The following is a 26,993-nucleotide window of genomic DNA, read 5'->3' as shown; positions in this document are numbered from 1 at the left end:
ATCCTGAAAGAATTTTTCATCTTCGAGGATATGATCTGTCCTGGTTTCAAGATAAAAACTTAAAAGCTATAATCTACCCCAAAACTAATATAACCCGGCAAAAGTTTATATTCGGTGCTGGTATTATAAAGGTCTGTCAATTCAGCATTTCTGAAAAAGCGAGTATTAAAAATATTTTTTGCTGTCATGGTAAATCTTGTCCTATGTTGCCGCAATTCATAAGATAAGGAGAAATCCGAAAAATAATAGGTCTTGGAATCCTGCCCAAGGAAACTGCCAAAGCGATAGGATTCATTCTTTAGATTACACTGTATATTTTTTCCCATATTCAAAAATACATTCAGAAATCCGCGGCTATTATTGAGTGTAGTTTTGCTATCTGAGCGATAAGTAACCGACTGCAGGGCATAACCTGTGTAAATATTCAACCTGGATTTCCATGCACTTCTAAACGATAGTCCATAATCATATGTCTCTGTATGAATTTGACGATTGCCCACGCCCACCACCAATGTTTCGTAATCTGCCGTGTTTGCACCTAAGTCCAGACGGAAATTTCCACCTACAACTTTCAGGTAATAATTGAGATCTGCCTTGTAATTGCTGCTCTTTTTGTTTTTAAGCAATACTTGTTGCACAAGGCTAAAATTGGGGTCTAAACTGCTTTCTGTACCCATATAATCAAACAAAATCTGATGTCCGGCCGAAAGGTTCGCAAAAAAACGATCTGTCATACTGCCATAGGTGTACATCAGCGTGCCACCAGAACTACTTAAGGTCGCTAGATTATCCGTTCCTCGAATAAAGTTTCGAACCCCTGTCGTATAATAATGGGGAATTAGCTCGGTGAGTGAGGTATTCTGTTGCTGAAAATAGAGATCTGTTTCCAGTCGCCCTTTTGGGTGGATAACCCATTTCCCCGATAGTCCTGGAGAAAGCAACAGGTTATTTTTATGTTTGGGTTTCCCAAAATCTGTCAACCTGTTCTGTACAAGACCTGCCTGCAAGCGGGGTGTCAATTCCCATTTATTTCGTTTAAAGGTATACTTGGAAATAAGGTTCGTCTGAAACACGTTTAAGTCCATCGCATTGGAAAATCCCGAAGGAGAGACTGCTGTCCCACCTGACTCGTCTGGATTTAATAACAACTTCAATTCAGTGTTGAGCTGTTGCTGCTGGTAGGCCATATTGAAGGCCAACTCAAAAAAATCACCATTTTTCTTTCGGCTTACATAGTGTGTAGTAGCCCCCAGATACTGCAGATTATTTTCGATATGTTGTTTTACCGCATGGATATCTTTACCTCCAAACAAATCTTCATAATAGTATTGATTGATACTGTAGTCCGATGGCGACTGTTGCTTTATCCAACGTAGTGAGCTGACCAGTACATCCCGCTCCGAAAATTTGTAGCTATAACTCAGATTATGGTTGGTCAAATATCCTTTACTTTTGGTCAGTTCCTCACTTTGAACACCATTAAACAGTAATGCACCCAAATCATTTTTTCTCAGAGAACCTAGTGTACCTGAATAGCTCAACAGTGTACGCTTATTGGGCTCCAACTGCAGTTCCAGTTTCGTGAAGTAGTTATCGATGTTTCTGGTAAACTGATAATCTTCGGTATTGGTAAATTGAATATCCTGCAAATGATAGTTCTGCACGGTATTTCGATAAAATGATTTTTTAGTAGGATTTGCAAAACCAAGCCATTTGATCTTTAACTGTGGGGTCGGATTTAAAATGGTATTCAAGGACAACAGCTTATCGTTATTGAAATTCGTTCTTTTATAATCAAAACCGGGCAAATTTGGCGTATTATCTATCAAAGTAGGTGTTGTTATTCCGACACCAATCTGACCTGGTTCATCAGGAGAACCAGACTGGATCAGGTGGTTAATACTGCTTACGGCATCGACTCCATTATTGTTAGCAGCACCTAATAGGTAATATTTGCTCTTTTTTCCAAAATTCATCAAGTTCGCATTGGCCTGATAATATTTTGGACCTATGGGAACCACCTGCGCATCCACCGAGCCAAGCCACTGTGCCCTGCTTTCCTCCTTAAGTTGCAGATTTAGTGCAATTTTGTCCGAATTTTCAATACCTTTCAGCTGTTTATTATTAGAATACCGCTGCAATATCTGAATTTTTTCCAAGGGACGAACGGACATACTTTGTGTCAGCAGGCGATAGCCCTTTTCAAAAAAATCGTCCCCTTCCACCATCACTTTTTCTACTTCTTTATTGCCTATTTTGATACTCCCATCGGTCCCCACCTGAATGCCGGGAATCTTTCGAAGAAGATCCTCTACCGTACGCTCGTCACCCTGCAAAAAGGATTTCACAGCAAGCTCAATGGTATCTCTGCCCCGGCGGTAGGGGCCTTTGGAATGGACAATCACTTCCTGCAATTGCTCCACCCCTCCAGCTGATAACTGTACATCAATCAGCGTGTCGGCCTGCGTAGGCGTAATCGAAAGTGAAGCCGGCTTAAAGCTCAGCGCCTTGAATAGCAACGTAAATGGTCCACTTTGGGCCGTTTGCACATGATATTTGCCTTGGCCGTCGCTAAACGTATAAGCCAACATTTTGTTATCGCCATCACGCCGTAAATCAATACGTACCCCTCCTAACGCTTTTCCCTCAGTACTAACGCTTCCATGGATAGCAACCTGTCCATGTACGACCATAAACAACAGACAAAAGCTGAATAAGGCCGCTATCTGCTTATTGATGTTCCCATTCATACACTTGCTCTACACTGCCTCTAACTTTTTGCTTATCAACGCTTACACCTTCCATCATTGGCATTTTGCTGTACATAATACGCATTTGTTCTTCATTGATTTGGTCGTCTTTCTTGACAAATTCTTCCAGGCTCAATTTGGGTAAAGACTGGATATATTTATCATTTACGGGAATATTTCCCGCATAGGGATAATTTACCTCCTTCAGGTACCAATAGTTCGGATTGGCACTTTCGTTATACAGCATCACAATAAGGCCCGGCAAGCCACCAAATTTCGATGGTCCCACAGGTACGGGAATATCATTGGTATAATAAGCGACCAAAGTAGTTCCACGATAAGAGGCCGTTGCTTTGTGGCATACATGTTTGCCTAAAGTATCCACATCGGTGTAATCGGTATTCCAGACCAATGCCGGAAATTTGTCCGTCACCAAATAGTTAACACCTTGAATGGAACGGGTTTCTAGCTGTTGGTCAGCATTATTTTGATGGATCACGACCCTGTTATACCTCTTGCCAGATCCGATTGTTATCGAAAATGAGGAAGCGACTTCATCATCGCCATCTTTGTTGAGCTCCTGCTTGCGTATTGGCATCGAATCACGAACAGCAATCTTCACTGTTCCATCATAATAGACATCTTCTTTAAAAGTAGCCATGGCTGATGGGATGTATTCATATATCGCATGAAGCCGCTGTGCAGAAGATAATCTGGAAAGGAATAGAAATAAAAAGAATATATAATATTTACGCATGATAATTTAGTTTAGAAAGACGGGGTCAAAGCCCCGCTTTTGTTTTTGTGTAAGAATGAATAAAAGTTTAGTTGTTTGCAACCCAGTCATGCATTGCTGCAAAGAAATTAGCACAGCCGCCAGCTGAAGAAGCATAATCTGTGTAGACAGCGCTGCCTAATAAAACACCATCACAGCTATAAATACTTACTTTAAAATTACAGCGTACGAATGCCGCATTCGTTTCCGTGGTTGCCTCGGTAACCCTAACCGTATTGTTGGCCAGGCGCTGGGAAGTTGTTTTCACAGATGCATTTCCGTTGACTGTTGTTGCGGCTGTCTTGGCCGAAGCAACAGATGATAGCATAACCATTGCTACCAAACTCATCATTAATCTTTTCATTATCTTTAAATTTACTTGTTAAACCATGGTATGTTTTGACGGCATACCCTTGTATATGGCAGTAAAAATAAAGACACATTTAATTATTTAAATGATGATTAAATATCTGTAAATGGTCACTTAGAATTCGTAGCTTATTAGTTACTATTCGCAATGGGCTCATCACTGAATAATTCGAATTATGGAGCAAATCGTTTTGAGGTAACGCAGTAAAAAGCTCTCCTAAATACCTGTTGAGGGAAGCTAAATAAAATTTTCTCGATAATGACCAATGCTTGGAGCATCTGTCGTTATAATATTCTCATTTTGGTCAAAAGCATATAGCGAGGAATTCCTGTCACTAAAATACTTGCCTTAAGGCAAGTATTTTAGGCCTTTTATGCTTTAGTTTTATAAGATATATGCTTTTTAATCATGCAGAATCTATTTATAGCTATTACAATAAGTTGTTTTGTATTATTTTGGTTCGCTGTACGCCACAAACTTTCTACGCGAGTTTATATCATTTGGTCGCTCTTCATATCATTTGCCGCTGTTGCAGGGTTCTTTATACAATTTCCCCCATCTTTCGCCTTAACGCTATTGGGTACAGTTATAACAATCGTCTGTTGTTCGATACTATTGGTTAATACAAAAATAAATATGTATTTGGCTTTGGCGATCCATATCTTGCGTATTCCAGTAGAATTTATTCTCTATGCTTTATTCAAAGCTAAAATGCTGCCGCGAGAAATGACTTTTATTGGCTGCAATTATGATATAGTTTTCGGAATTACTGCCTTAATATTTTTGATAACGGGCATATTCTTTCGTAAAATTTTCAATTTCCAGATTTTCAGATTATGGAACATATTCGGTATTTGCTCAGTTCTCATTGTTGTTCTTCTAGGAATACTGTCATCCCCAATTCCTATACAATTGATCGCTTATGATCAGCCAAATATTGCTATGTTACAATTTCCATATGCTTTATTGCCCAACCTGGTGGTACCCTTGGTAATCTTATCCCATATCCTGCTTTTGAGGAATTCAGTTACATCAACATTTAGATAATACGTCTATGGAAGAGCTTCTTTGGATTTCTATCCCTAAAGACCGCCATCTTTAGGAAGATCAGGCAATTGCGCACTATTATGTCCATCAATCTTCTGTGCCGCTGCAATTGAAACAACCAAATCATTCAGCATAGAGCTTGCTGCTGTCGGCGAGTTAGGAAGCAAAACCAAATTACTTCTGCTATTGGCGCCGATAGCATTCAGTGTATCATAATGTTGCGTAACCACGATTAACGCAGAGGCTTCCTGTGCATTGATATTGGCAGCATTCAGCATTTTTACAGATTCTTCCAGTCCCTTCGCAATCTCTCTTCGCTGATCTGCGATACCCTGTCCCTGTAGTTTTTTAGATTCTGCCTCAGCTTTTGCTACAGCAACAATTCGTATTCTCTGAGCTTCAGACTCATATTCTGCGGCTGTTTTTTCGCGTTCAGCAGCGTTGATTCTGTTCATGGCATGTTTGACCTGTTCATCAGGATCAATATCTGTCACTAATGCTTTAATAATATCGTAACCGTAGCTTTGCATCGCATCCTGCAATTCACTTTTTACGGCAATGGCAATATCATCTTTTCTTACGAAAACGTCATCTAATTTTGTTTTTGGAACTTCAGCACGCACAACATCAAAAACATACGATGTGATCTGATTTTCGGGATTCTCCAAACGATAATAAGCATCTTTTACGTTGTCTCTGATTACCTGATACTGGACAGAAACTTTCATCTTGATGAAAACATTATCGAGTGTTTTGGTATCAATAATGACATCCAATTGCTTTATTCTAAGATTCAGACGTTTAGATATTTGATCCAAAAACGGAATTTTTAAATGCAAACCAGCATGACTTACTTTTAAAAATTTACCCAGCCTTTCTATCACAGCAGCAGATTCTTGTTTTACCGTATAAAATGAAGCAAATAATGTAATAAGTCCAAAAAAGACTAGAATTCCTAAATATAGCATAACCTTAAATTTAATATTGGTGATATACAAACTTACATGTTTACATTGTTATTCTTATATCAATTCCTTCATTTTTCGGTAAATATCAACCGCTAAATTATCATCTCCAAATATCACAATGGTTCATCTGATCGTAGTAGGCATAATCAACGCTTTGCCTCTGCAATCCTGGCATAAAGCTACCTCCGCTGATACTCCCATTTATAAAACGAAAGCAGCTGCTATAACAAATACGTGAGAGTATCAAGACGATATAATTCCACAAAGGATCTTTCATCAATTCGGGCTCCCGCATATGCATAACACCTTGATAGATGGACAGCACTCCACCCAAACAAAATATGAAAATAGAAACCGCAAAAGACAAAAAACGGAGGAGTTATTATTTGGGCCAATCAAGCTGAACTTGATCTCCTGGGTTATCGTAAGGAAGAATATTTTGATTTCCCCTTCACCAGCGTTTCAAGCCAAATAGGATATAAAACTATATAGAAGAAGAACTTATGCATATTATTAATGAAAATCATGCTGATTTTATTTAACTTAGTGTCTAGATAATATGAAACCTAGATTAAACCTAATTGAAATCAATAGCGATTGTATATTACCATGGATGAAACGTCAGCCAAACTTCCTCTGGATAATGCTGTCTATTTTACTAATAACACTCAACCAATTCGCTCAAGGAGCAATTTCAACAAATAAAAATAAACTGCTTCATACTGTTAAGGTTGTTTATTTTTATCCTGCTGACACAAAACTATCTTCCGATTGGAAAAATCGTCTCGACCGAACACTGAAAGATATCTCCTCCTATTACAAAACTGAGCTTGGAAATTCGGGATTTAAGAGTGATGGTATCTCTTTTGAGACAGACGATTCTGGTTATCGGTACCACTTGGTTCAAGGGGCGAAATCCTCAAATGATTATACAATAAATTCAGGGCGTGAAATAGAAAATGAAATCTTCGAAAAACTGGCACCTGCTATCAATCCAAACACCGAACATATCCTTGTTATTAATGCTTTAAGCCATAAAGATGAAAATGGTACCTACATCTTTCATTCGCCATACTATGGAAGGGGCTCTGCTTCCTCGGGCTTGTGCATGGTTGCAGACTGCGACCTCCTAGATCCGGCACTACTCACGGACGCAAGCACCAAAATAACTTTTACTGAGATGTTTGCCACAAATAAAGCATGTACTGTAGGAGAGTTCAACAGTTGGTACCTTGGTGGGATCGCACATGAAATGGGCCACCTTTTTGGATTACCACACGATCATGGTTTTCCAAATGAGTTCAATTCAAAAACGATTTCCTTAATGGGAGAATATGGCAGCAGGCACTACAAAGACGAAAAATGGGGAGGTTTAAAATCAGCTAAATTTTCCAAAGCCTCAGTATTTCAATTAAGTAGTCATCCCATATTTACACAGCGACCAAAACCTATCCAACAAAAAAACGAATTCCTATTACAATCATTTAAGCTATTTCAAGCTGAAAATACGACAAAATTAAAGCTCCAGTACCGTGCAGGTACAGTACCATATGGCGTTGTAGCGTTGATTCACCCTTATAATACCTCCGAGTATTTGAGCAACAGCTTTACCGCTGTAGTCAACCAGAGCAATTCTGTAGAAATTGATATCGTTCCTTTTGAAGGCAATATACCCTATGAAATTAGAATGCTGTTTTTATTTGACAACGGATCAGTTAAAGAATACCGAAAAATGGTTAGCCATAGTAACGATGGAGATTTCCTAACCATTAACAATTTTGGTCAGGCTACCGTCAATGACCTGATTAGAGTAGTAGAAAATGACAGCCTGGATAATCAAAAACAGGCCAAGTTGAGTATCTTAAATCAATTGTTGCAGGACGACCAACCCATCAACCTTAAAACCATAAAAAAGGATAGTATTTTTCTTTCTGACGCAGCATGGGAAGAAGCTTACGTAGGTTGGGAAAACCCAGCGAGAAATTATTACACAGCAGAATCTAACGCTTTATTTTTCCTAGAAAACAGCGCTAAGGTATATCGCAAAGGATTATATGCCCATGCACCATCCCTATATAAGTACAAGCTTGCAAAAAAGTGGCGGCAATTAAAAATCATCGCAGCTTTACGTGACGGCGCTCAAAAACCAGAGGGCATTCAATTTATCATCCGTGGTAATGGGAAAATCCTTTCTTCCCATAATGTCAAGCCCAATGAACAGCATCTTTTTGATCTAGATATAACAGGTGTCGATGATCTTGAGCTCCTTACGCAAGATCAAAGCGGCAACAACTTTAATGCCTGGTCAATTTGGTGCAACCCATGTCTTATAAAATAAAAAAACGACGCCCCCTATTCATCCAGTTCGTAAAGGTATTTCCAGGAGCTTACATATTCCAGAGTTGGCCTGGCAATTTGATCTCACTCCTATTTTCTTTGCGGTTCAGCAGCTCATCAAAATTTTTTGCCATCACAAAAAACCGAACCTTGGCTAGGTCAATCAGGGCAAGGTAATGTGTAAATACCTTTTGTATTTCTGCTTCCGTCGGCTCAGTGCTCAGCGCCACAATGTTGTCCTTATTTGCTGCGTGCCACGTTAAAGCAATATTGGTATGGATACCTGAAAAATCGCCGTCATCATATTTTTTTGGCAGACCATACGTATACATTGCTTACTATTTGTCAGCCTATGCCACCTTCCCTATTGCCGCTGTTAGGCTTCACGAAAATTAAGATAAAAAGGCTTTTTATCCGCGCTGTAATTTGAGTTTGAAAATCATTTGCTTAACTACTATTCGTTAGCGATAAAATGGTGATTTTCCCTATATTTAATCAACGTTAGACGATGGACATAATCGTTGACAATTTGATTCATAAATGATGATGGGTAAGGTTATTGATGTTGCCAGTTATGCATGGTATTGCTTTCAGATTTGGATTGGCTAATCTTGGAGAACACATACGATGTAACCTAGGAGAGAAAGAACTGGGAAATAGGGATAAACAAAACTGTGCTTAGAGAAGGATTGAATACCTCTACTGATACAAGTAACATACGAATGATAAATAAGTCAATTTTTTGTATAAAGGATGAGTAAACTGCCTAAATCTTATTATAACAATACCGATACTTTATTCCTGGCAGAAGATCTGTTAGGAAAGGTACTCTATACGCAAAAAGACGGCCTGCTAACAGGGGGTAGAATTGTCGAAACTGAAGCTTACTTTGGCGTTATGGATAAAGCATCTCATGCATTTAACGGAAAGAGAACCTCCAGGACTGAGCCGATGTATCGTGAAGGTGGTGTGGTCTATGTATACCTATGTTATGGGATTCACCATCTGTTGAATATTGTTACTTCTGGTGCAGCGGATCCTCAATGCGTTTTAATCAGGAGTATTGAACCGCTCGTTGGCATTGACGTGATGGCGTTACGGAGACACGTGTTGCCAGAAAAACCTTCATTTTCCAACGGACCGGGTTCTGCGGCCAAAGCTTTGGGAATTGACGCGTCATTTAATGATGCGCTATTGACCGACGACCGCATTTGGATTGAAGATCAGGGATTAAAATACAATCCCGCACAAATCGGAAAAGCAGCACGAATCGGTATCGCTTATGCTCAGGAACACGCGGCTCTACCCCTACGTTTTTTTGTAAAGGAAAGTAAATATGCCAGAAAGTGACCATTCATTCGTCAGCCCCCGCAATTGGGTTTCAATTCATGTTCGTAACTCAATTTCAATTACGTTCCATATTTTTTAACTTTACTATACAGATGAAATACAAAACAATAAAACCAACATGATCAATCAAATAAAAAAATTTAAAGGCAATGCACTTGCGCTGGAATTAATAGGAACATTTACAGAAACTGATGCGCTTTTGATAGAACAGCTTTTCGAAGCAAAATTGAATGAAGGTTATGCGCATGTCAACATATTGATTAAGGTTAAAGACATGTCTGTGATGAAAGACATGAAATTAAAAGCATTTTTTGAAGGGGAATTATGGGGAATTAAACATTTCGGAAAAATCGGACGCTGTGCGGTTGTATCCCATTCTGATTTCATGAAGTCAATAGTCAATATTGAAAACAAGATGCTCCATTTATTTAACTCGGCTTTAGAAGAGCGATATTTTGATGAAAATCAGTTAGAGGAAGCATTAGAATTCATCGAGAACAGCAATAAAAAAATTTGATCTGCGAATTACGCATAAATCAAATGGCTTATCCTGAAAAAATTAATATAATTTAATGATAAAAAATAGTTTTTTATTCTTTGACTTTTCGCATATTAGTCCCTGTTAAATTAACCAATTTTGAACGAGTAACAAATTATCACCATGGAAAGACCTTATGATGGTATTGCAAATATTGACCAAACGTCAAATGGATACCAAATTACCATCCCAGCAAAAAAACATATGCCTATCATAGCATTCCTTAGTTTGTGGCTGGTCGCTTGGTTTATTGGATTAAATTTTGTTGGAGGCTCGTTCGTAAAGGACTTTTTTAATAACGGAAATAGCGGATTAGAATTTGATCGGTTGTTTCAAGTAATCTGGTTGATTGGCTGGACTCTGGGGGGCTTATTTGTGATTAAAACATTATCGTGGTACTTAATTGGAAAAGAAATCATCGTGATAGATCGTGAGCAGATCAGCATCGCCAGAAAAAATGATATATTCTTCAGAAATAAGATATTTGATCTACGGGAAGTAAAGAATTTTCATATCGAAGAGGAGCCCTTTGAATTCGTTTTTTGGGGCCGCAGGAATGATTTGTCGTTGTTTAAAAATAGAGGGACTATTCGATTTGAATATGGTTTTAAAACAATAAAATTCGCGAATGATATGGATCAAGCTGAAGCGAATTACATCTTAGAAACATTAAGATCATCGGGGTATCTGAACTCAGCCAATTTTGATTAATTTGATTAAACAAATAGTGAGACAGACGACAATGATGCAGTTTTATTGCTTAACTTTCGGAGCAGCCTGCTGTTTTTCGATTATTTTTCTGAACAGGACAAATTCTAAGACGGTGCTGGCTAGATAAACAACAGAAAACAGGAGCAGCATTTTTAACGGGTCGAGAACCATATTATATTTATAAACTCCAACCAAAATATAAATAATCAGTAAGACCAGACAAACAGCAGGTATTCCCGAAAATGTCAGAAACGATAATACTTTATTTCGGCGAATTTTTTCGATGTGATTTAGAAAAAATAGTAAAGAACATAAAATCACTACGAAAAGATAAATTGTTGAAAAACCTAAATTGACAACAATGTCCAGTATAACTATAATCGTCTCCAGAAATCCTGTAGCAGCCGTATTCGTCTCTGCGATAACAAGTCGGTATAGGATAAATAGCGCGACACTTATCAGTACATTAACCAACCAAAATCTGAATATAATTTTTCCCATATTATCCGTATTTTTTATAATTACTGTTGTCTATTCATCGATACCACTTTCAAGTACGCTTACAAAGATATCAAGTTATTTTCCGGGAGTGATGTACGAATATAAATTCTGTCTACGCGAATAATAATTGTTCCGCTGTCCAATAAGCCTAACGGAGGATGAAACGATGCCAAATCCAGCTCGCCCAGAATTAATCAAAAAATAACCAACTGCTAAAATTAATCGCTTGAAACTAGCCCGTTTTTGGAGGATGTACGGATCAAGCACAGATCAAGCACGGATATAACACTGATCAGGCACAAGGGATTAGTGCTTTGAAAATGCTTTAAACGTACTTAGGTGGCACCTCCGTGTTGGATAAAACGGCTATTTTTTTCCTTCGGAAAGCATACTTAATATTTAACTTAAAAGAAACACAATCTTAATATACCGCTTATATTCGAGGTCAATAGAAGAAATTATACAAGTCTTCTACGGCAAATCGTATTTGCAACCAAAATTGGTATATTGCACTACAATATAGTGTAAATTTTAAATTATCCGGATCGATTGACTGAATACCCTAAAGCAATTAAATTCAAATATTCATGGCGCAAGTACCAACTACGGGTACTTGAAGAATTACAAGAGCATCTTAAAGATGGTCATTTACATGTGGTGGCACCTCCTGGTTCAGGTAAGACGGTTTTGGGGCTTGAAGTCGCTATACGCATCAATAAACCAACACTAATTCTCGCACCGACACGTGCAATCCGTAACCAATGGATACAAAGGTTCTGTGAACTTTTTCTTCAAACGGACACCATGCCGGACTGGATCTCCAGGGATATCCGGAATCCGAAATTTTTCACCGTAGTAACCTATCAGGGGCTGCATGCTGCCTGCAATGATCAGGATGCACCGGAGCTCGGGTCAAACCTTGAGCTTATCCTAAAGGGATTGAAATCGCAAAAAATCGGCACGATTGTCGTCGACGAAGCACACCATCTTAAAAATGAATGGTGGCATACATTAACCCATATAAAGAAAAAGCTGAAGCCGACGGTTGTTGGTCTAACAGCAACTCCACCTTACGATGTCACTCCAACAGAATGGCAGCGCTACATGGATCTCAATGGCCCCATAGATGCAGAAATTTCGGTTCCCGAACTTGTCATTGAGGGTGATCTATGTCCGCATCAGGATTATATCTATTTCACCAATCCTAGCCAAAAGGAAAGACAGTTTATTGCCGATTACAGGGATAGCATGCTTAAACTGTTTAAGGAAGTAAGCAGCGACAAAATCGTACTTCAGGCGGTCCAAAATCATCCAATATGGTTAAACCCGATGGGTGATCTCGACTGGGTCTATAATAACCTGAAATATTACTCAGCATGCTTAATTTTTCTCCATGCCAACCAAATTCCAATTCCCGAGCTCCATATAGAGATCATCGGTGGCAAAGATTTTAAAATACCTCGCCTGGATTATGAATGGCTCGAAATTCTACTTGAATTTTATCTGTACCAAGAAAAGGTACATTTCAATGCGTTTGAAGAACACCGCAACATGCTAGAAAATAGATTACAAAGGCATGGTGCCACGGAAAGAAAACGGGTGAACTTTTCCCAAAATAGCCGTGTCCGACAATATTTGACATCCAGTATCAGTAAAATGGACGCTATTACAGCGATTGTGGATTTTGAATATGAAAAATTGGGTAAAAACCTACGGTTGGTAGTCCTTTCGGATTTCATCCGAAAAGAATTCTATGTAAGCACCGATCACAATACGCTTGAATTGAACAAAATAGGTGTCATCCCTATTTTCGAAAAATTGAGACGGGAAAATAAGAATAATAAGAAAATCGCTGTGCTTACAGGATCCATGATCATTATTCCGGCTAGCACTTACGCTGCATTTCAAACCACTGCTGCTAAGTATGATATTTATGACAACGCTGCCAGCCCTGTTCCTTTTGATGCAAATTACCTTTTAATAAACCAGACAGAGGGACTTAAACACGATATCGTTCACATCGTCACACAGCTATTCCAGGCTGGAGAAATTGAAGTCCTAATGGGGACCAAGTCATTGTTAGGTGAAGGCTGGGATGCTCCGGCAATCAATGCACTGATTTTAGCGAGCTTTGTCGGCTCATTTGTACTTTCCAATCAGATGCGGGGTCGGGCTATCAGAGCGCAACAGGGCAATAAGGACAAAACGGCAAATATCTGGCATTTGGTATGTGCAGACTCCACTTCCGCAACAGGCGGTGATGACCTTAAATTATTAAAGCGACGGTTCAAAAGTTTTGTCGGCGTCTCGCTGCGACAAGAACCTGAAATTGAAAATGGTATAGGCCGTTTTGATCTACCCGAAAACATAAACAACGTTGGGGAAATTTCACGGAAAAATGCGGAAATGTTACTATTTGCTGCCAACCGAGAGAACCTCAGACAGCGGTGGAATGATGCGCTTAGCAAAGGAGTGAATCTCGTCGAGGAGATCAAGATACCTTTTACGGAAGAACAAGATTACCAACGTGTAAAATCATTGTATCTCAACAAAACAATTAGAAATGTACTCGCGACAGTGGGCGCTGCCTGGCTTAGTTTTGGACTTGACAATGTACAGGGATTTTTTAGAGCATTAAAAAATATGCAAAGCCTAAAAGATTTTTATATTTACATGGCCAGTTTGGGTGCAGTCGGAATGCTGCTTTTCGGTAGAAATACAGTCAGGTCACTCAGACTATATTTGAAATACCGAGATATTTCCAAAGATCTCAACCAAGTGAGTTATGCACTCTTAAATGGCTTGCTAAAAGCTCATATCATACGGACTGATCGAAACGAAGTACGCGTAGAAACGCAAGTTGATCGCTCGGGTTCCGTCTACTGCCATTTAGAAGGGGGCACAACATACGACAAATCAATATTCATCAATGCATTACAGGAGATTATAGCACCGATCAATAATCCGCGTTATGTGATTGTCAGGAAAAACAAATTTGCTTTTTTTGTCAAGCAGGAAGATTATCATGCTGTTCCGGAACTGCTGGCACGCAAAAAAGAGTTCGCCGAATATTTTAGCAATCAGTGGGAAGCACACGTAGGGAATTGTGATTTAATCTTTACCCGAACAATTACTGGCAGAAAATTGATCTTAAAAGCACGGGCGAAATCATTAGCGGCACAACTGGATGAAAACGTACTGCAGGTAAGTAAGTGGCGGTAATCCGAAAACGTTATGTCAGGTAAAATAAAAGATTTTCCACTATAAAAAATTAAAAAATGAAAATAGTTTCCTCACTCTTATTGTTACTGGTATTTTCATCAGGATGCAGTCAAACCAAGCAAGAAGCCATCATAGAAAAATACCTCAAAAACGGTGCTTATCGCTATCATTATACCCTACAGGGGTGGGAGGATAATATTAATAAAGCCCTTCAAAAGGATTCGACCATTGCCATATTATGGCAAAACAAGGCTCTTCCCTACTGGAAAATGAAAAAATATGATTTAGCATTACAATGCTATAACAAAGCGGTCCTTTATGACCGCGAAAGCTACCTCGGAAGGAGGGGATATTTAAAATGTATTTTTCAAAAAGACTATACAAGCGCAATTGCCGATATGGAAATGGCTGAAAAAGAATTTGGTTACGGTTATCAAAATGATCACTCCTATCAGTTCTATATTTCATTATGCTATTTACAACAGAACAATTTTGAAAAAGCAGCACAAATCTTGACAAAAGACTTCGAAAAAACAATAAAAGATCGCGGAGAGAACTGGATTCATTTTTTGGATTTATTTTATATGGGAATTATTCAATATGAATTAAGGGAGTACGATAAGGCAATTTTATATTTTGACAAGTCTTTGCGTGAATATGTAAATTTTTCAGATGCAAAATATTATAAAGGACTTTGCTTACTACAGAAAAAAGATGCTGTCAATGCCGAAAAACTCATGCGAGAGGCTAAAGTCAATGCTGAACAGGGATTTACAATAACAGAGGACGACTCATTTTATGAGTCCTTTCCGTATAAAGTAAATTGGCATATGGCAAAATGGACCATACCGAATTACGTAGAAAACTAGGATTCTCCTCAGATTGATATTACTCGAGCAACGCCACAATTGCAGGATCCTCGGGATCTGTTTTTGGAGGAAAATGCTTCATAAGCCTGCCATTTTCATCGATTAGATATTTCTGAAAATTCCACAAGACAGCAGAACTTTCTACGCCGTTCAAGCTTTTGTTGGTCAACCACTGATAAATAGGCGCCTGCCGTTTTCCTTTAACATCAATCTTTGCTGCCATCGGAAAAGTTACGCCGTAATTCCGTTGACAAAAAGCAGCTATTTCGGCATCCTTACCAGGTTCTTGGTCTAAAAAATCATTTGAAGGAAAACCTATAATAACCAACTTATCACTGAATCTTTTATATAAGCGTTCAAGTCCCTCGTACTGAGGTGTAAACCCACATTTAGAAGCGGTGTTTACGACGAGTATCTTTTTACCCTTAAATTGCGTGAAATCGATGGACGAGCCGTCCAGCCCCTTAACTTTAAATCCATATAGCGTAGCTGATTTCAAAGCCATATCTACTTTAACGTTACCATTGGTGAATAAATAATAGGCCACACCTGCGGCGACTACCGCCACAATGAATAAAATTATAAAGAGCATTTTTTTTATTTTTTTTTGAAACATGACAATCGATATAAGCACGAAACCATCCCAGAATCGTCTTTACTCAGGTCGATGAACACCCTTGGACTTGCGACCAAGGACGATACATAAGAACCTTGTCGATCAACGTTGTACAAGGCAAAACGTATTCTGCAAAGTCTTGTAAACGATGAGTTCAGCGTTTACAATGGATTAAAGTTACTAAAGAAAGTCTGAATTGGAAATGAAAAATGCTTTTCTGATCGGATAATAAAACAAGATAAAAAACCGAATCTTCATGACAAAGATTCGGCTACACTATTAAACTATATAAACCAATTGTGTACGTTAAAGTTGACTTATTGAGGGGATGTTGGTCTATTTGGGCTTAGCCCTATCTGTCCCTTTAGCATCTTTCCACCATCCATTGTAATCCGGAGATAATAATCTGAAGAACAAACAGTCCCATCTTCATCCATAGATTTAATCCCCAGCCCAACAGGAACATCCTGTTGAGTTGCAGCTGTCTTCGCTATCTGATTGGATTCGTTGTACTCATCAAACATGGACACATAAATACTCTTGACACCAAGCGCGGTCAAATTATAGAATTGTCGCCACATAAAATCACCATGTTTTCGTTGCCCCTCCTGCAGTGACCCCGGCAATACACAGGGCTGATAGTCTATGTTATTTAAATTGCAAAACTGTAGATCAGCATTTTGGATATGCTGCGCATAATGATCCACGTCTGCAATGGTTCCGATGCGGCCTACCATCCAAGGTGACAACATATCAAATGATTTGTAGACATCGATATAGCCTTGTCTCGAATCTCCTCCTGTTTGTGCCAACCTCCAGTGTGTTGGCGTACCGCCCATGACATAACAGCCTTGATCGCGAAACCACTGAATAACCTCCAGACAGACGGCTGCTGACCAGGGATGGTTGTTGTCATTAAAACCGAATCCCCAAATACCGACCACAGGCTTGCCGTTCTGTTTGGCATAGGCAGTAGACTGGGTATATTGTTTCATCAGATTTAGCCAATCATTTTTTATCTCAGCCTGCATATTAACCCAGGCCGACACATCATACATGATATAGAATTTGATACCATGTTGCTCGGCGGCAGTTTTAACTTTAGCCGTAATCGCATTACGAATGGGACCTTCTATCCCTGTGGGATTAAATCGCTGCAATGCCGCCGTGTGGATACCGTAATCCTTCATCCATTTAAATTGGACATTGACTGTCTGATCGTCAAATGAAGAAAACAGAGATGCAGGCGAACCATTGCCCAATGCCGGTAAATTGGTATTGTATTTTTTTGGGTATTCGCTGTTGTCAGGCCAAGAAGGAATATGGAAATTACCTTGGGTCGGGGTCTGCTGCCAAGCCTCAGTCCAGTGCCACCAATGTGTTCCCATGGGTGAATTGTCACCCGCACAGGAAAACCAGCCCTGGTATCCCACGGTAATCTGCCCAACGACATCGCCTGTCGCGGAAAGCCCATTGTTGCCATTCGCTTTTTTGGCCCCCTCTTTCGGGATAGATTCTTCAATCTTCTTTTCGCTCTTCGAACAGGACATCATCAAAGCGATCAACAAGAAGATTATACATACTTTTGTTTGCTGTTTAATACTCATAATTAAGTGATTTTTTTATAAATGGTTGAAGACTGGTTTATAAATATTGGTTTATTTCAATGCTAGTCCCCATACTGCCTCGCTGTTCCGGAAGGCTAAATTTTTACTGGGGTTATTCTTGAAATCAAAGTTATTATGTACCATTAATGAACTATTAACAAGAAATTAACAGCTTCCATAAATCTGTATAAAATGAAAAATTATTTATAAATACGTTTAATGTGCGTACAGTAATTTTGCTGTATATTGAAAATAAATGCTGCACCAGTTTATTTATAAAGAAGTAATTGATCTGAGCGATCCGAAGAGGTTTTCTTTCGAAAAAAGAAAACAATACGATCTAAATTCTGTATATTAAATGAACTCAATGGTCCATTTTTTTCTTGACTACAACTATTTCTTCTTTAGCGGAAGACCAAAGTTCCCTTGGGTAATCGTTATTTAATTCGAATAAATTAAACTAATATAAATCTCAATCCGATTTTCTATGAAAATTACGTTAACATTAACCCTTATCATGTTTGTACAAGTCCTATTTGGACAGAAGTCTTTAACGCCTCAATGGCAATCGGACACCACCCTAAGATCTCCAGAGTCCGTTTGGGTAGATGCCAAAAACAAAGTACTCTATGTTTCAAATACGATCGCCTTCGAACCTAATACTACAGCATTCATCAGTAAACTGGATATGGACGGAAAATTTATCAAAAGAGATTGGGTTACAGGACTCAATGCTGTTTTGGGTATAGGAATCCACAAAAACCGGCTCTACGCGGCTGAAGCATTCTCTAAATCCATTGCCGTCATCGATATAGATAAAGCAAGCATCGTCAAAAGAATTACCATCGATGGTGCTGAGCTGCTCAATGACATTACTGTTGACTCAAAGGGTATCGTTTATGTAAGTGATACGCGACTTGGAAAAATCTATCGCATTGAAAACGACTCTCCTATGCTGTATGCAGAAAACCTAAAAGGTGCAAATGGGTTGCTGGCTGTCGGCAAAGACTTGTATGTGCTATCGGATGGCGCGCTTGTTAAGATAGATCAGGATAAAAAAACTACCGTAATATCGAAAGGTATGGAAGGCGGATTGGACGGTGTCGTACAAATTAAACCCAACGAATTTGTAGTTTCTGGCTGGCAAGGACTGATCTACCATGTCAAACCTGACGGCTCCAATGCTGTATTACTTGACACACGTGACAAAAAGATAAACGCTGCCGATATCGGATACGACAAATCTTCAGGTATGCTGTATGTGCCTACCGTTAGGAGTAACAGCGTTCAGGCTTACAAACTGGACTAGATGATTTAATGGATATACAGGCAGATGAAGCTTTCCACGTTTACCCCTTATACCAAGTCATTTAGAAAGGCTTTTTTGATTATTCCTTTTTTCGTTGTGATCGATGTATTTTGCGAGATTGTACAACCCCGTCTGATGTCTATCATTGTCGACGACGGAATCTTGCATAAAGATATCAACTACATTTTGAAAATTGGATTGGCCATGATCGGATTAGCCATCGTTGCTATCGTTGCCAATTTATGCAACATCTATTACTCTGCACACGCGTCGGTGGGTTTTGCGACGAATCTCCGAACGGCCTTGTTTCGAAAAATACAATCCTTTGCTTTTGCGGATACCGATTATTTCAGTTCGGCCTCGCTTACAACACGGCTCACCAACGACACCAATATGATGCAGCAAGTCATGATGATGTGCTTGCGTATGCTTCTAAGAGCACCCCTTATGATGGTTTTTGCCATTATCTTTGCAGTTTCTATTAATAAGGATCTGTCCATCGTGATGGCCATTGCATTGCCTATATTGGCCTTAAGTATTTTTATTTTATTACGCAAAGGACTCCCCTTTTTTATCAAGATGCAGCAGGCAGTTGACCGTGTCAATAGTGTTGTGCAGGAAAATCTGCTCAATGTGCGGGTGGTAAAAGCTTTTGTACGACAGGATTTTGAGAAAAAGAAATTCGACAAAGTGAATTTCGATCTGATGGATGTTGCCACCAAAGCTTCGAGCATCGTTGTCCTTATCATGCCTGTCATGCAATTGGTGATGGGTTTGTCGCTTGTTGCCGTGACTTGGTTTGGCGGACAGAAAGTAATGACCGGAACGCTTGCGCTGGGAGGATTGATGTCATTTCTAAGTTATATCACGCAAATCCTTATTTCTTTGATGCTGCTTTCATTGACTTTCATGATGATTTCAAGGGCAATCGCTTCTGGCGATAGAATTGAAGAAGTTTTAGAGAAACAACCCTCCTTAACGGATACTGCGGAAGGCCTCCAAAATAGATACGCCATTACAACGGGACGGATCGCATTTAAGCAAGTCACTTTCCGTTACAACACACAAAGTGAAAAACCCAACCTTGACAATATTAGCTTCGAAGTAAAGCCTGCGACTACCCTAGCAATCATAGGTGGCACAGGTTCGGGAAAGAGCACTTTGGTACAATTAATTCCACGACTATATGATGTGTCTGAAGGTGCTGTTTTAGTAGATGGCATCGATGTCAGAAATTACCAACTACAGGAACTGCGCAGCCAGATTGCGATTGTGTTGCAGCAGAACCAACTTTTTTCAGGAACGATTTTAGAAAATCTCAAATGGGGAAATGAGCAGGCAACAGAAGAGGATATTTATGCCGCTGCTAGGATTGCCTGTGCAGACGATTTTATACGCTCCTTTCCCAGCGGCTATCAGACACTACTGGGACAAGGAGGCGTCAATGTTTCAGGAGGACAAAAACAACGCATATGTATTGCCAGGGCTTTATTGAAGAAACCTAAAATCTTGATTATGGACGACAGTACAAGTGCTGTGGACATCGATACCGATCGAAAAATACGTGAAGGTTTAAAAAATTATCTGCAGAACACCACACTATTGATTATCGCGCAGCGTATTTCGAGCGTCATGCATGCCGACCAAATATTGGTCATGGAAGAAGGCCGCATTGTCGGTTCTGGATCACACGATGTACTTCTGCAAACAAATACCAGCTATCAGGAAATTTATCAGTCACAACACCTGCAAAAAGAAGAAGCCTAATGAGTACCTCAAACAAATCCATTCCCGTGAGTTTACCTGGCCCCGGTAGTTCAAGACGCATTAAAAATGAAAAGCCTCAACAGGGATTTAAAGCTTTATGGCGATTGATGCGCTACCTTTCTTCGCAACGGCTGATGCTCCTGCTGATTTTAATTTCACTTTTGCTGGGAACTGCGGGGACACTGGCAGGCAACTACCTTTTACGGCCTGCGATCAACAATTATGTCCTCAAAAAAGATATTGTTGGTCTAGGACAAATTTCCCTGGTCATGATCGGAATTTATATCGCTACAGGAATTTTCAACATGTTGCAATACCGACTGACCATAAAAGTGGCACAGAAAACGATTTCTAACCTCCGAAATGATCTGTTCGACCGCATGCAGTACCTCCCTTTGCAATTTTACGATACCCATCAGCATGGCGATCTGATGAGTCGCTTCACCAATGACATGGATACAGTAAGCGATGCCCTGAATAATAGTATCACACAGCTTTTAATCAGCTCAATTACTTTGTTGGGGACACTCGCCCTCATGCTGTATATCAGCCCTATCCTATCGATTATTGCATTAATCATGATTCCGCTGATGTTATATCTGGCGAAACTGATCATCAACAAGAGCAAGAGTTTTTTTGCCGCCAACCAAGCTGCGCTCGGCAATGCCAATGGCTATGTGGAGGAAATGATCAGCGGGCAAAAGGTAGTGAAGGTTTTTGGCCACGAAAACGCCGCCATCGAACAATTTGAGCAGCTTAATCAGGTACTGCGAGAAAAAGCAACAAAGGCCCAGTTTTATTCCGGAATGATGATGCCTTTGATGGCGAATATGAGCACCATTAACTACGCGCTGACTACCATCGCAGGTGGTATTCTAGTGATCACACGTGGATTTGATTTAGGGGGGTTAACTGCATTTTTACAGTATGCACGGCAATTTGGACGGCCTGTAAACGAGATTTCCAGCCAATACAACAGCTTACAGGCAGCTCTTGCGGGCGCAGAACGTATTTTTGCTGTTATTGACACTGCTCCTGAAAGTGAAACGATAGATTCATTGCCAATGCCGGCCCCGATTCAGGGCCAAGTGACACTATCGCATGTAAATTTTGGCTATGTACCCGAAAAACAGGTTTTATTTGATATTGACATCGACGTAAGACCAGGACAAAAGATCGCTTTCGTGGGTGAGACCGGCGCCGGCAAGTCGACAATTATCAATTTGCTACCTCGCTTCTACCCTTTGCTATCCGGGGATATTCTTTTAGACAAGACATCGATTTTTAAGTTGGATCGCAATGAACTGCGTAAAAAACTGTCTATTGTATTTCAGGACACCCATTTGTTTACCGATACGGTCATGGAAAACATCCGTTATGGCAGGCTCACCGCAACAGATGATGAAGTGATAGCGGCAGCAAAGCTTGCTGCCGCAGATAGCTTTATCATGCAACTGCCACAAGGGTATAAAACCGAATTGACCAATGACGGGGCCAATCTGAGTCAGGGACAGCGGCAGTTAATTAACATCGCCCGGGCAACTGTGGCCAATACGCCAATCTTAATATTGGATGAGGCGACCAGCTCAATCGATACACGCACTGAAATTGCTATTCAGGAAGGTATTGACCGGTTAATGCAAGACAAAACAAGCTTCGTCATTGCCCATAGACTCTCGACCATAAGGAATGCCGACGTAATCTGTCTGATCGAAAAAGGGAGAATCGCCGAGTTCGGTTCGCATGCAGAACTCTTAAAGCAAAAAGGTAAATATTATCGTTTGTATATGGGACAGTTTGACTGATCATTTCGAGGTTTTAATACGATACTCCTTTCATGACAGAAGCCTTGTTTTGAAAAATACTGCAGCTTACGAAATACAAGTTCATCGATTTTCTGAAAGATGGCTACAACATTCTGACATTTGGATACATCTGCGGGCAACTTTACACAGAACTTTGTCTCAAGAAAAAAAGATTATGAAAGTATTTATAACTGGAGCTTCGGGCTTCATAGGTTCAGCAGTCGTTCAAGAAATGATCGATGCGGGACATCAAGTAACTGGTTTAGCACGCTCAGAAAAATCAGCAGAGATAATCGCCAATTTGGGTGCTAAGGTAATCCGTGGCGATCTTCAACACTTGGATATATTAAAACAAGCCGCTTCAAACGCCGACGCCGTCATCCATACGGGGTTTTCCCACGATCTGATGTTTGCAAATGAATATGCAAAAGCTGCCGAAATTGATATCAATGCGATCAATGCCATGGGCGAAGTGCTGCTCGGTACACAAAAACCGCTTGTCGTTACAGCTGGAACCTTGGGTCTACCACTTATCAACGGGTTCGTCACAGAGGAAAGTACACTCCTAAATTCACCGAGAGGTTCAGAACCTTCGGCAATGGCCCTGGCAGCAAAAGGTGTCCATGCTTCAGTGGTTCGCTTACCACCCTCTGTTCACGGCAGCAGTGATCTTGGCTTTATGGCAGGCTTCACATCAAGTCTGATCCAATTTGCGCGCAATCATGGTGTTTCGGTCTATCCCTTAAATGGGGACAACCGTTGGCCAGCAGTTCATCGCTTGGACGCTGCAAAAGTTTTCTGCAAGGCGGCCGAGAAAGCCGAAATTGGGGCATTGTACAACGCTATTGGTGAAACTGGCATTAAAATCAGTGCAATTGCTGAACTGATCGGCACGAAATTACATTTGCCTGTTACTTCATTACGGGGTGAAGATATTGTCAAACATTTCCAATGGCTGAGCCATTTCATCACCTTCGATAGCCCGGCGACAAGTTTTGAGACACAGCAGCAATTAGATTGGTCGCCTACGCATATCGGTTTATTGGAAGATGTTCATCAGAATTATTTATAAATTTGTTATATGCCACAAAGTCGAACACAGCGTATAAAAACGATCAGTGAATTTCATCAATTAAGAGGTTTACCACAGCCTGAGCATCCATTGCTGAGTGTTGTGGACTATTCAAAGATGAAACGTTCTCCTTTGGATGATGCTTCGGCCTTATTGTTTGATTTTTATGTCATTTCCAATAAAAGAGGCATCACAGGCAAAATGCGCTATGGGCAGCAGCTCTTTGATTTTGACAACGGTGTACTCGGCTTTATGTCGCCCAATCAATTGCTGAAACTGGAAGAAAATGATGCTGTTTCCAACGTAAACCGAAGCGGATGGATGTTGCTTATTCATCCGGACTTTTTATGGAATACCACATTGGCGAAAACCATTAAAGAGCATGAATTCTTCGATTATTCGGCAAATGAAGCTTTATTTCTTTCAGAAAGTGAAGAGAAAACACTAAACGATATTATTGGAAATATCCAACAGGAATATCGAGCAAATATGGACAAATTCAGCAAGAACATTATTGTATCAAACCTCGAAACATTACTGAATTATTCGGAGCGTTTTTACAACCGACAATTCCTGACGCGAGAGAAAGCCAATCATCAGGTTTTAAATCGCCTGGAAGAACTGCTGAATGCTTATTTTTCTGCAGATGGTTTGATCTCAAAGGGTCTTCCATCCGTTCAATATATCGCAGATAGCTTAAATATTTCCTCTAAGTATCTCAGCAGTTTGCTTAAAGTACTAACGGGGAAAAGTACCCAACAGCATATTCACGAAAAACTGATTGAAAAAGCAAAGGAGAAATTGTCAACAACGGCACTTTCTGTTAGTCAAATCGCCTATGAATTAGGCTTTGAACATTCACAGTCATTCAGCAAATTGTTTAAAACAAAAACCAAACTTTCGCCTCTGGAATTTCGAGCCGGATTTCACTAACGAAAACCATCGAATGACCATTGGATATGGGAGAAATGATCCATCTGGTCATGGACATTATAATTTAAGAGGTGAAGATCAAAAAAGAAACAGCAGACCGCACAATGTCTATTGCCAGTTCTGCTGTTTGAATCAAAAGTTATTTTTCTTTTTGATCTTTAACTGCATCCTTAATCGCTTTTGTCTCTTCGGCAGTCTTAGCACTTATTTGACCTTTATACTTATCAAATTCATCAGAGACCTTATCAGCCACATGGCCTACTGTCTCGCTAATTGAGGATGACACATGATCATACTCTTCTTTCACTTTATCGGCTACTTCTTCGTATGTATGTTTTGCCTGCTCTTTGAGATCCCTTGTCTTTGCCTTGATTTTCTTTCGCGTTTTTCTTCCACTATTCGGTGCCACCAATACCCCTACCAATGTACCAAGTGCCGCTCCCGCCACCATTGCCAGCAGTAATCCCGTTGAATTATTTTTTCCGCCGCACATCTTTAATTTTTTTAAACAATCGTAATTAAGCATATATTTCAAAATGATTATGTTGTTAAACTCTTACAAATTCTAACAATAAAAGCAAAAGATTAGTTTGTCATATTTTAAATAATGTACAACAAACTAGATTGCGGCATCACATGAACCGAAAGACACTAAAGATGAGCATTCAGGAACGGCCTGGATCAAATAGCTCTACTGGACACGACTTTTTAGTTCTGCCCCCAATTTAGTGTTGATTTTCTTTTGTTTGAAGTATTGAAAAACGGCTGCAATAATAAAAAGCACAAAAAGGACAAGAAGGGTCTGTCCAATAATTGGATCATTTATATCCTTTGCCAAGGGGTGTCCGATTGGAACTCTGGTAAAGGTCTCATTAACGGTGGGCACCAGCGACAAGAAAAAACTGAATGACCATAGAAAATTCTCAAAATACCGAGCCTTCGTACTACTTTTCTTTGTTGCGTGCAGCCAATAAGCCACCGCCACAAGAACCAAGATGAAGAGTGAAAAAACATGCCCGGCATTGAAGCCGCCCTGTTTCGAAATTCCTAATGCCGTAAGAGAAGTGATGACTGTCGCATAAAAATATAACTTCCCCGATAATACTTTAAGATTGATCTTGCCATAGCTGATAAATCCTAATACAGCGCCTAAAAGTGCTGTAAGACCAATAACTGTGTGGAAAACTCCTAAACCTGATAAATTCATTTTTTCTATTTTTAACGTTGATAATTTTCAAAAAAATGTTCCTGTAATGTAAGGTCGTTGTCAGGCTTTCACGGCACAATCCATGGAATAACAACCCTTTAATGGAACACTACAAAGTTGCAATAGAATAAGAAAAATGGTTTTTTGATTTCGTTCAAAGATTTGATATTTTAGTTCAAATAACAGGACTACAATCTTATTGGAGAAAACTTGGTCCCCTCGATAAAAATGGAATACCATATACAAATGACCATTGGTTTTTAGTTGCTTTTAAGCTGTCGACGATAATTTGTTGGCGATATGTGGTATTTGTCACTAAAATTCTTTGTAAATGTTGCGAGGTCGTTAAATCCACAGTTAAAGGCAATTTCGGAAACACGCTGATTGGAAACCAAAAGGAGCTCTGCCGCCTTTTCGAGCTTCTTATTTTTGATGTAGCTGGCAGGTGTATCATGATATAATTTGGCAAACTCTCTTTTAAATGAAGAAACACTCAGATTATTCTGTTCCGCAAGCTGCTCAATGGTCAATTGGGAAAAGAGATTGGCTTCAATGATCTGTTTAAACGAATAGGTACTTGAAGAAAAAAGCTGTGATAATATCACCCGTATGACCGACGCGTTTCTCGTTTGGGACAGGAGCAATATAATTTCTTTTAATTTGAGCACCAGTATATCTTCATTGACCAATGAAGGATTTTCAAAATAGAACAGCAAGCCTTCCACATATTTCTGGATCAGGAAATCATTGTCAATTTTTTCTTTTGATTGGTTTGAAATGATATTTTCGGGTTCAAGCAGCAACGAGGGTAACTCTCTATCGTAAACTTTCTTCAAGGTATCTGGATAAAAAGTGACGATTAACAGCTGACAATCTTGCGTTGGATTCACATCGTGGATTCGCTTTCCAGAATTAATACAATTCAGCAATAAGGAATAATGCTTCGAAATAGTTAGCTCTTCGTCATTTGCTTGGTATTGCATCTCCCCTTCCAGCACATAGAGGAAGCAAGCCTGTTCCGCTACTGGAAATTCGAATGTAAATGGTGCCTTCAATGCAATTTTTTGCATCATCGGTCTTCCAAATAGTTCATATTTCTTGTAATCATTTACCATTGTGCCGCTCAATTTCACAAATTTAACGATTGAGTTCCGTATAATTAAAATGACGGTTGTGCAATAGAGTCTTATTTTCTAAATTTCCGTTAAAATAGATTCATCCAATCGATGTATTTTAAAT

Annotated in this window: 22 protein-coding genes; 11 read left to right on the top strand and 11 right to left on the bottom strand. The window is 39.6% G+C overall.

The features are described 5' to 3' along the window. Window positions 1-59 precede the first annotated feature (59 nt). The 4 genes from A9970_RS02885 to A9970_RS02870 form a co-directional block, all read right to left on the bottom strand. Complete coding sequence (locus A9970_RS02885; RefSeq protein WP_182981216.1) at window positions 60-2,750, bottom strand: hypothetical protein; 2,691 nt, start codon at window positions 2,748-2,750, stop codon at window positions 60-62. Continuing rightward, window positions 2,731-3,507, bottom strand: coding sequence for a GLPGLI family protein (locus A9970_RS02880; protein ID WP_182981215.1), 777 nt, complete (start codon window positions 3,505-3,507; stop codon window positions 2,731-2,733). Before A9970_RS02880 ends, A9970_RS02885 begins: the two co-directional genes overlap by 20 nt. 67 nt (window positions 3,508-3,574) lie before the next feature. Next, window positions 3,575-3,889, bottom strand: coding sequence for a hypothetical protein (locus A9970_RS02875; protein ID WP_147420919.1), 315 nt, complete (start codon window positions 3,887-3,889; stop codon window positions 3,575-3,577). Between the two features lie 1,088 nt (window positions 3,890-4,977). Further along, window positions 4,978-5,910, bottom strand: coding sequence for an SPFH domain-containing protein (locus A9970_RS02870; protein WP_075992121.1), 933 nt, complete (start codon window positions 5,908-5,910; stop codon window positions 4,978-4,980). Between the two features lie 559 nt (window positions 5,911-6,469). On the opposite strand from A9970_RS02870, the gene A9970_RS02865 reads away from it, so the two are divergent. Then, complete coding sequence (locus A9970_RS02865; protein ID WP_182981214.1) at window positions 6,470-8,248, top strand: NPCBM/NEW2 domain-containing protein; 1,779 nt, start codon at window positions 6,470-6,472, stop codon at window positions 8,246-8,248. Between the two features lie 49 nt (window positions 8,249-8,297). Here A9970_RS02865 and A9970_RS02860 read toward each other — a convergent pair whose 3' ends face one another. Then, the gene (locus A9970_RS02860; RefSeq protein ID WP_182981213.1) at window positions 8,298-8,579 is read right to left on the bottom strand and encodes a hypothetical protein; all 282 of its coding nucleotides are present in this window, start codon (window positions 8,577-8,579) and stop codon (window positions 8,298-8,300) included. 421 nt (window positions 8,580-9,000) lie between these two features. On the opposite strand from A9970_RS02860, the gene A9970_RS02855 reads away from it, so the two are divergent. The 3 genes from A9970_RS02855 (at window position 9,001) to A9970_RS02845 (ending at window position 10,846) form a co-directional block, all read left to right on the top strand. Then, complete coding sequence (locus tag A9970_RS02855; RefSeq protein ID WP_182981212.1) at window positions 9,001-9,597, top strand: DNA-3-methyladenine glycosylase; 597 nt, start codon at window positions 9,001-9,003, stop codon at window positions 9,595-9,597. A gap of 118 nt (window positions 9,598-9,715) precedes the next feature. Further along, window positions 9,716-10,114, top strand: a complete 399-nt coding sequence (locus tag A9970_RS02850) for an STAS/SEC14 domain-containing protein (protein ID WP_182981211.1) — start codon at window positions 9,716-9,718, stop codon at window positions 10,112-10,114. Between the two features lie 144 nt (window positions 10,115-10,258). Further along, window positions 10,259-10,846, top strand: coding sequence for a hypothetical protein (locus A9970_RS02845; protein ID WP_182981210.1), 588 nt, complete (start codon window positions 10,259-10,261; stop codon window positions 10,844-10,846). Between the two features lie 42 nt (window positions 10,847-10,888). Here A9970_RS02845 and A9970_RS02840 read toward each other — a convergent pair whose 3' ends face one another. Then, the gene (locus A9970_RS02840) at window positions 10,889-11,347 is read right to left on the bottom strand and encodes a hypothetical protein (protein WP_153845486.1); all 459 of its coding nucleotides are present in this window, start codon (window positions 11,345-11,347) and stop codon (window positions 10,889-10,891) included. A gap of 549 nt (window positions 11,348-11,896) precedes the next feature. Between A9970_RS02840 and A9970_RS02835 the strand changes: the two genes are divergently transcribed. Together A9970_RS02835 and A9970_RS02830 are read left to right on the top strand one after the other, a co-directional pair. Next, the gene (locus A9970_RS02835) at window positions 11,897-14,569 is read left to right on the top strand and encodes a DEAD/DEAH box helicase family protein (RefSeq protein WP_182981209.1); all 2,673 of its coding nucleotides are present in this window, start codon (window positions 11,897-11,899) and stop codon (window positions 14,567-14,569) included. Window positions 14,570-14,625: 56 nt separating this feature from the next. Beyond that, a complete protein-coding gene (locus A9970_RS02830) occupies window positions 14,626-15,438 on the top strand; it encodes a tetratricopeptide repeat protein (RefSeq protein ID WP_182981208.1) in 813 nt (270 codons plus the stop codon). 19 nt (window positions 15,439-15,457) lie between these two features. Here the strand turns inward: A9970_RS02830 and A9970_RS02825 are convergent, their stop codons facing one another. Beyond that, window positions 15,458-16,030: a glutathione peroxidase gene (locus tag A9970_RS02825; RefSeq protein WP_182981207.1), complete on the bottom strand. Its 573-nt coding sequence runs from the start codon at window positions 16,028-16,030 to the stop codon at window positions 15,458-15,460. A 341-nt stretch (window positions 16,031-16,371) separates the two neighbouring features. After that, the gene (locus A9970_RS02820) at window positions 16,372-17,661 is read right to left on the bottom strand and encodes a glycoside hydrolase family 71/99-like protein (RefSeq protein ID WP_182981206.1); all 1,290 of its coding nucleotides are present in this window, start codon (window positions 17,659-17,661) and stop codon (window positions 16,372-16,374) included. A 487-nt stretch (window positions 17,662-18,148) separates the two neighbouring features. Here A9970_RS02820 and A9970_RS02815 point away from each other — a divergent pair, with 487 nt between their 5' ends. The 5 genes from A9970_RS02815 to A9970_RS02795 all read left to right on the top strand — a co-directional run bounded on the left by A9970_RS02815 (window position 18,149) and on the right by A9970_RS02795 (window position 24,547). Next, the gene (locus A9970_RS02815) at window positions 18,149-18,970 is read left to right on the top strand and encodes an ATP/GTP-binding protein (RefSeq protein WP_159728506.1); all 822 of its coding nucleotides are present in this window, start codon (window positions 18,149-18,151) and stop codon (window positions 18,968-18,970) included. Between the two features lie 24 nt (window positions 18,971-18,994). Next, entirely contained in the window at window positions 18,995-20,737 is a 1,743-nt protein-coding gene (locus tag A9970_RS02810; protein ID WP_182981205.1) for an ABC transporter ATP-binding protein, read from the top strand. After that, entirely contained in the window at window positions 20,737-22,542 is a 1,806-nt protein-coding gene (locus A9970_RS02805) for an ABC transporter ATP-binding protein (RefSeq protein WP_182981204.1), read from the top strand. The genes A9970_RS02810 and A9970_RS02805 overlap by 1 nt, the downstream gene beginning before the upstream one ends. A gap of 175 nt (window positions 22,543-22,717) precedes the next feature. Then, window positions 22,718-23,614, top strand: a complete 897-nt coding sequence (locus A9970_RS02800; protein ID WP_182981203.1) for an SDR family oxidoreductase — start codon at window positions 22,718-22,720, stop codon at window positions 23,612-23,614. 9 nt (window positions 23,615-23,623) lie between these two features. Then, window positions 23,624-24,547 (top strand): AraC family transcriptional regulator, encoded by a 924-nt coding sequence (locus A9970_RS02795; RefSeq protein ID WP_182981202.1) that lies wholly within the window; start codon window positions 23,624-23,626, stop codon window positions 24,545-24,547. A gap of 139 nt (window positions 24,548-24,686) precedes the next feature. On the opposite strand, the gene A9970_RS02790 is transcribed toward A9970_RS02795, so the two are convergent. From A9970_RS02790 to A9970_RS02780, 3 genes are all read right to left on the bottom strand, one after another. Then, window positions 24,687-25,040, bottom strand: a complete 354-nt coding sequence (locus A9970_RS02790; protein ID WP_075994736.1) for a YtxH domain-containing protein — start codon at window positions 25,038-25,040, stop codon at window positions 24,687-24,689. Window positions 25,041-25,238: 198 nt separating this feature from the next. Further along, on the bottom strand, window positions 25,239-25,754 hold the full coding sequence (locus tag A9970_RS02785) for a hypothetical protein (protein WP_182981201.1): 516 nt from the start codon (window positions 25,752-25,754) through the stop codon (window positions 25,239-25,241). A 260-nt stretch (window positions 25,755-26,014) separates the two neighbouring features. Continuing rightward, window positions 26,015-26,869 carry an AraC family transcriptional regulator gene (locus A9970_RS02780; protein WP_182981200.1) on the bottom strand — a complete coding sequence of 285 codons (855 nt, stop codon included), beginning with the start codon at window positions 26,867-26,869 and terminating at the stop codon, window positions 26,015-26,017. Window positions 26,870-26,993 lie beyond the last annotated feature (124 nt).

It is taken from the genome of Sphingobacterium sp. UME9 (assembly GCF_014170215.1).
GTDB lineage: Bacteria > Bacteroidota > Bacteroidia > Sphingobacteriales > Sphingobacteriaceae > Sphingobacterium > Sphingobacterium paramultivorum.
Note: the sequence above shows the minus strand (reverse complement) of the source record. Positions and strands in the feature narration are given on the sequence as shown.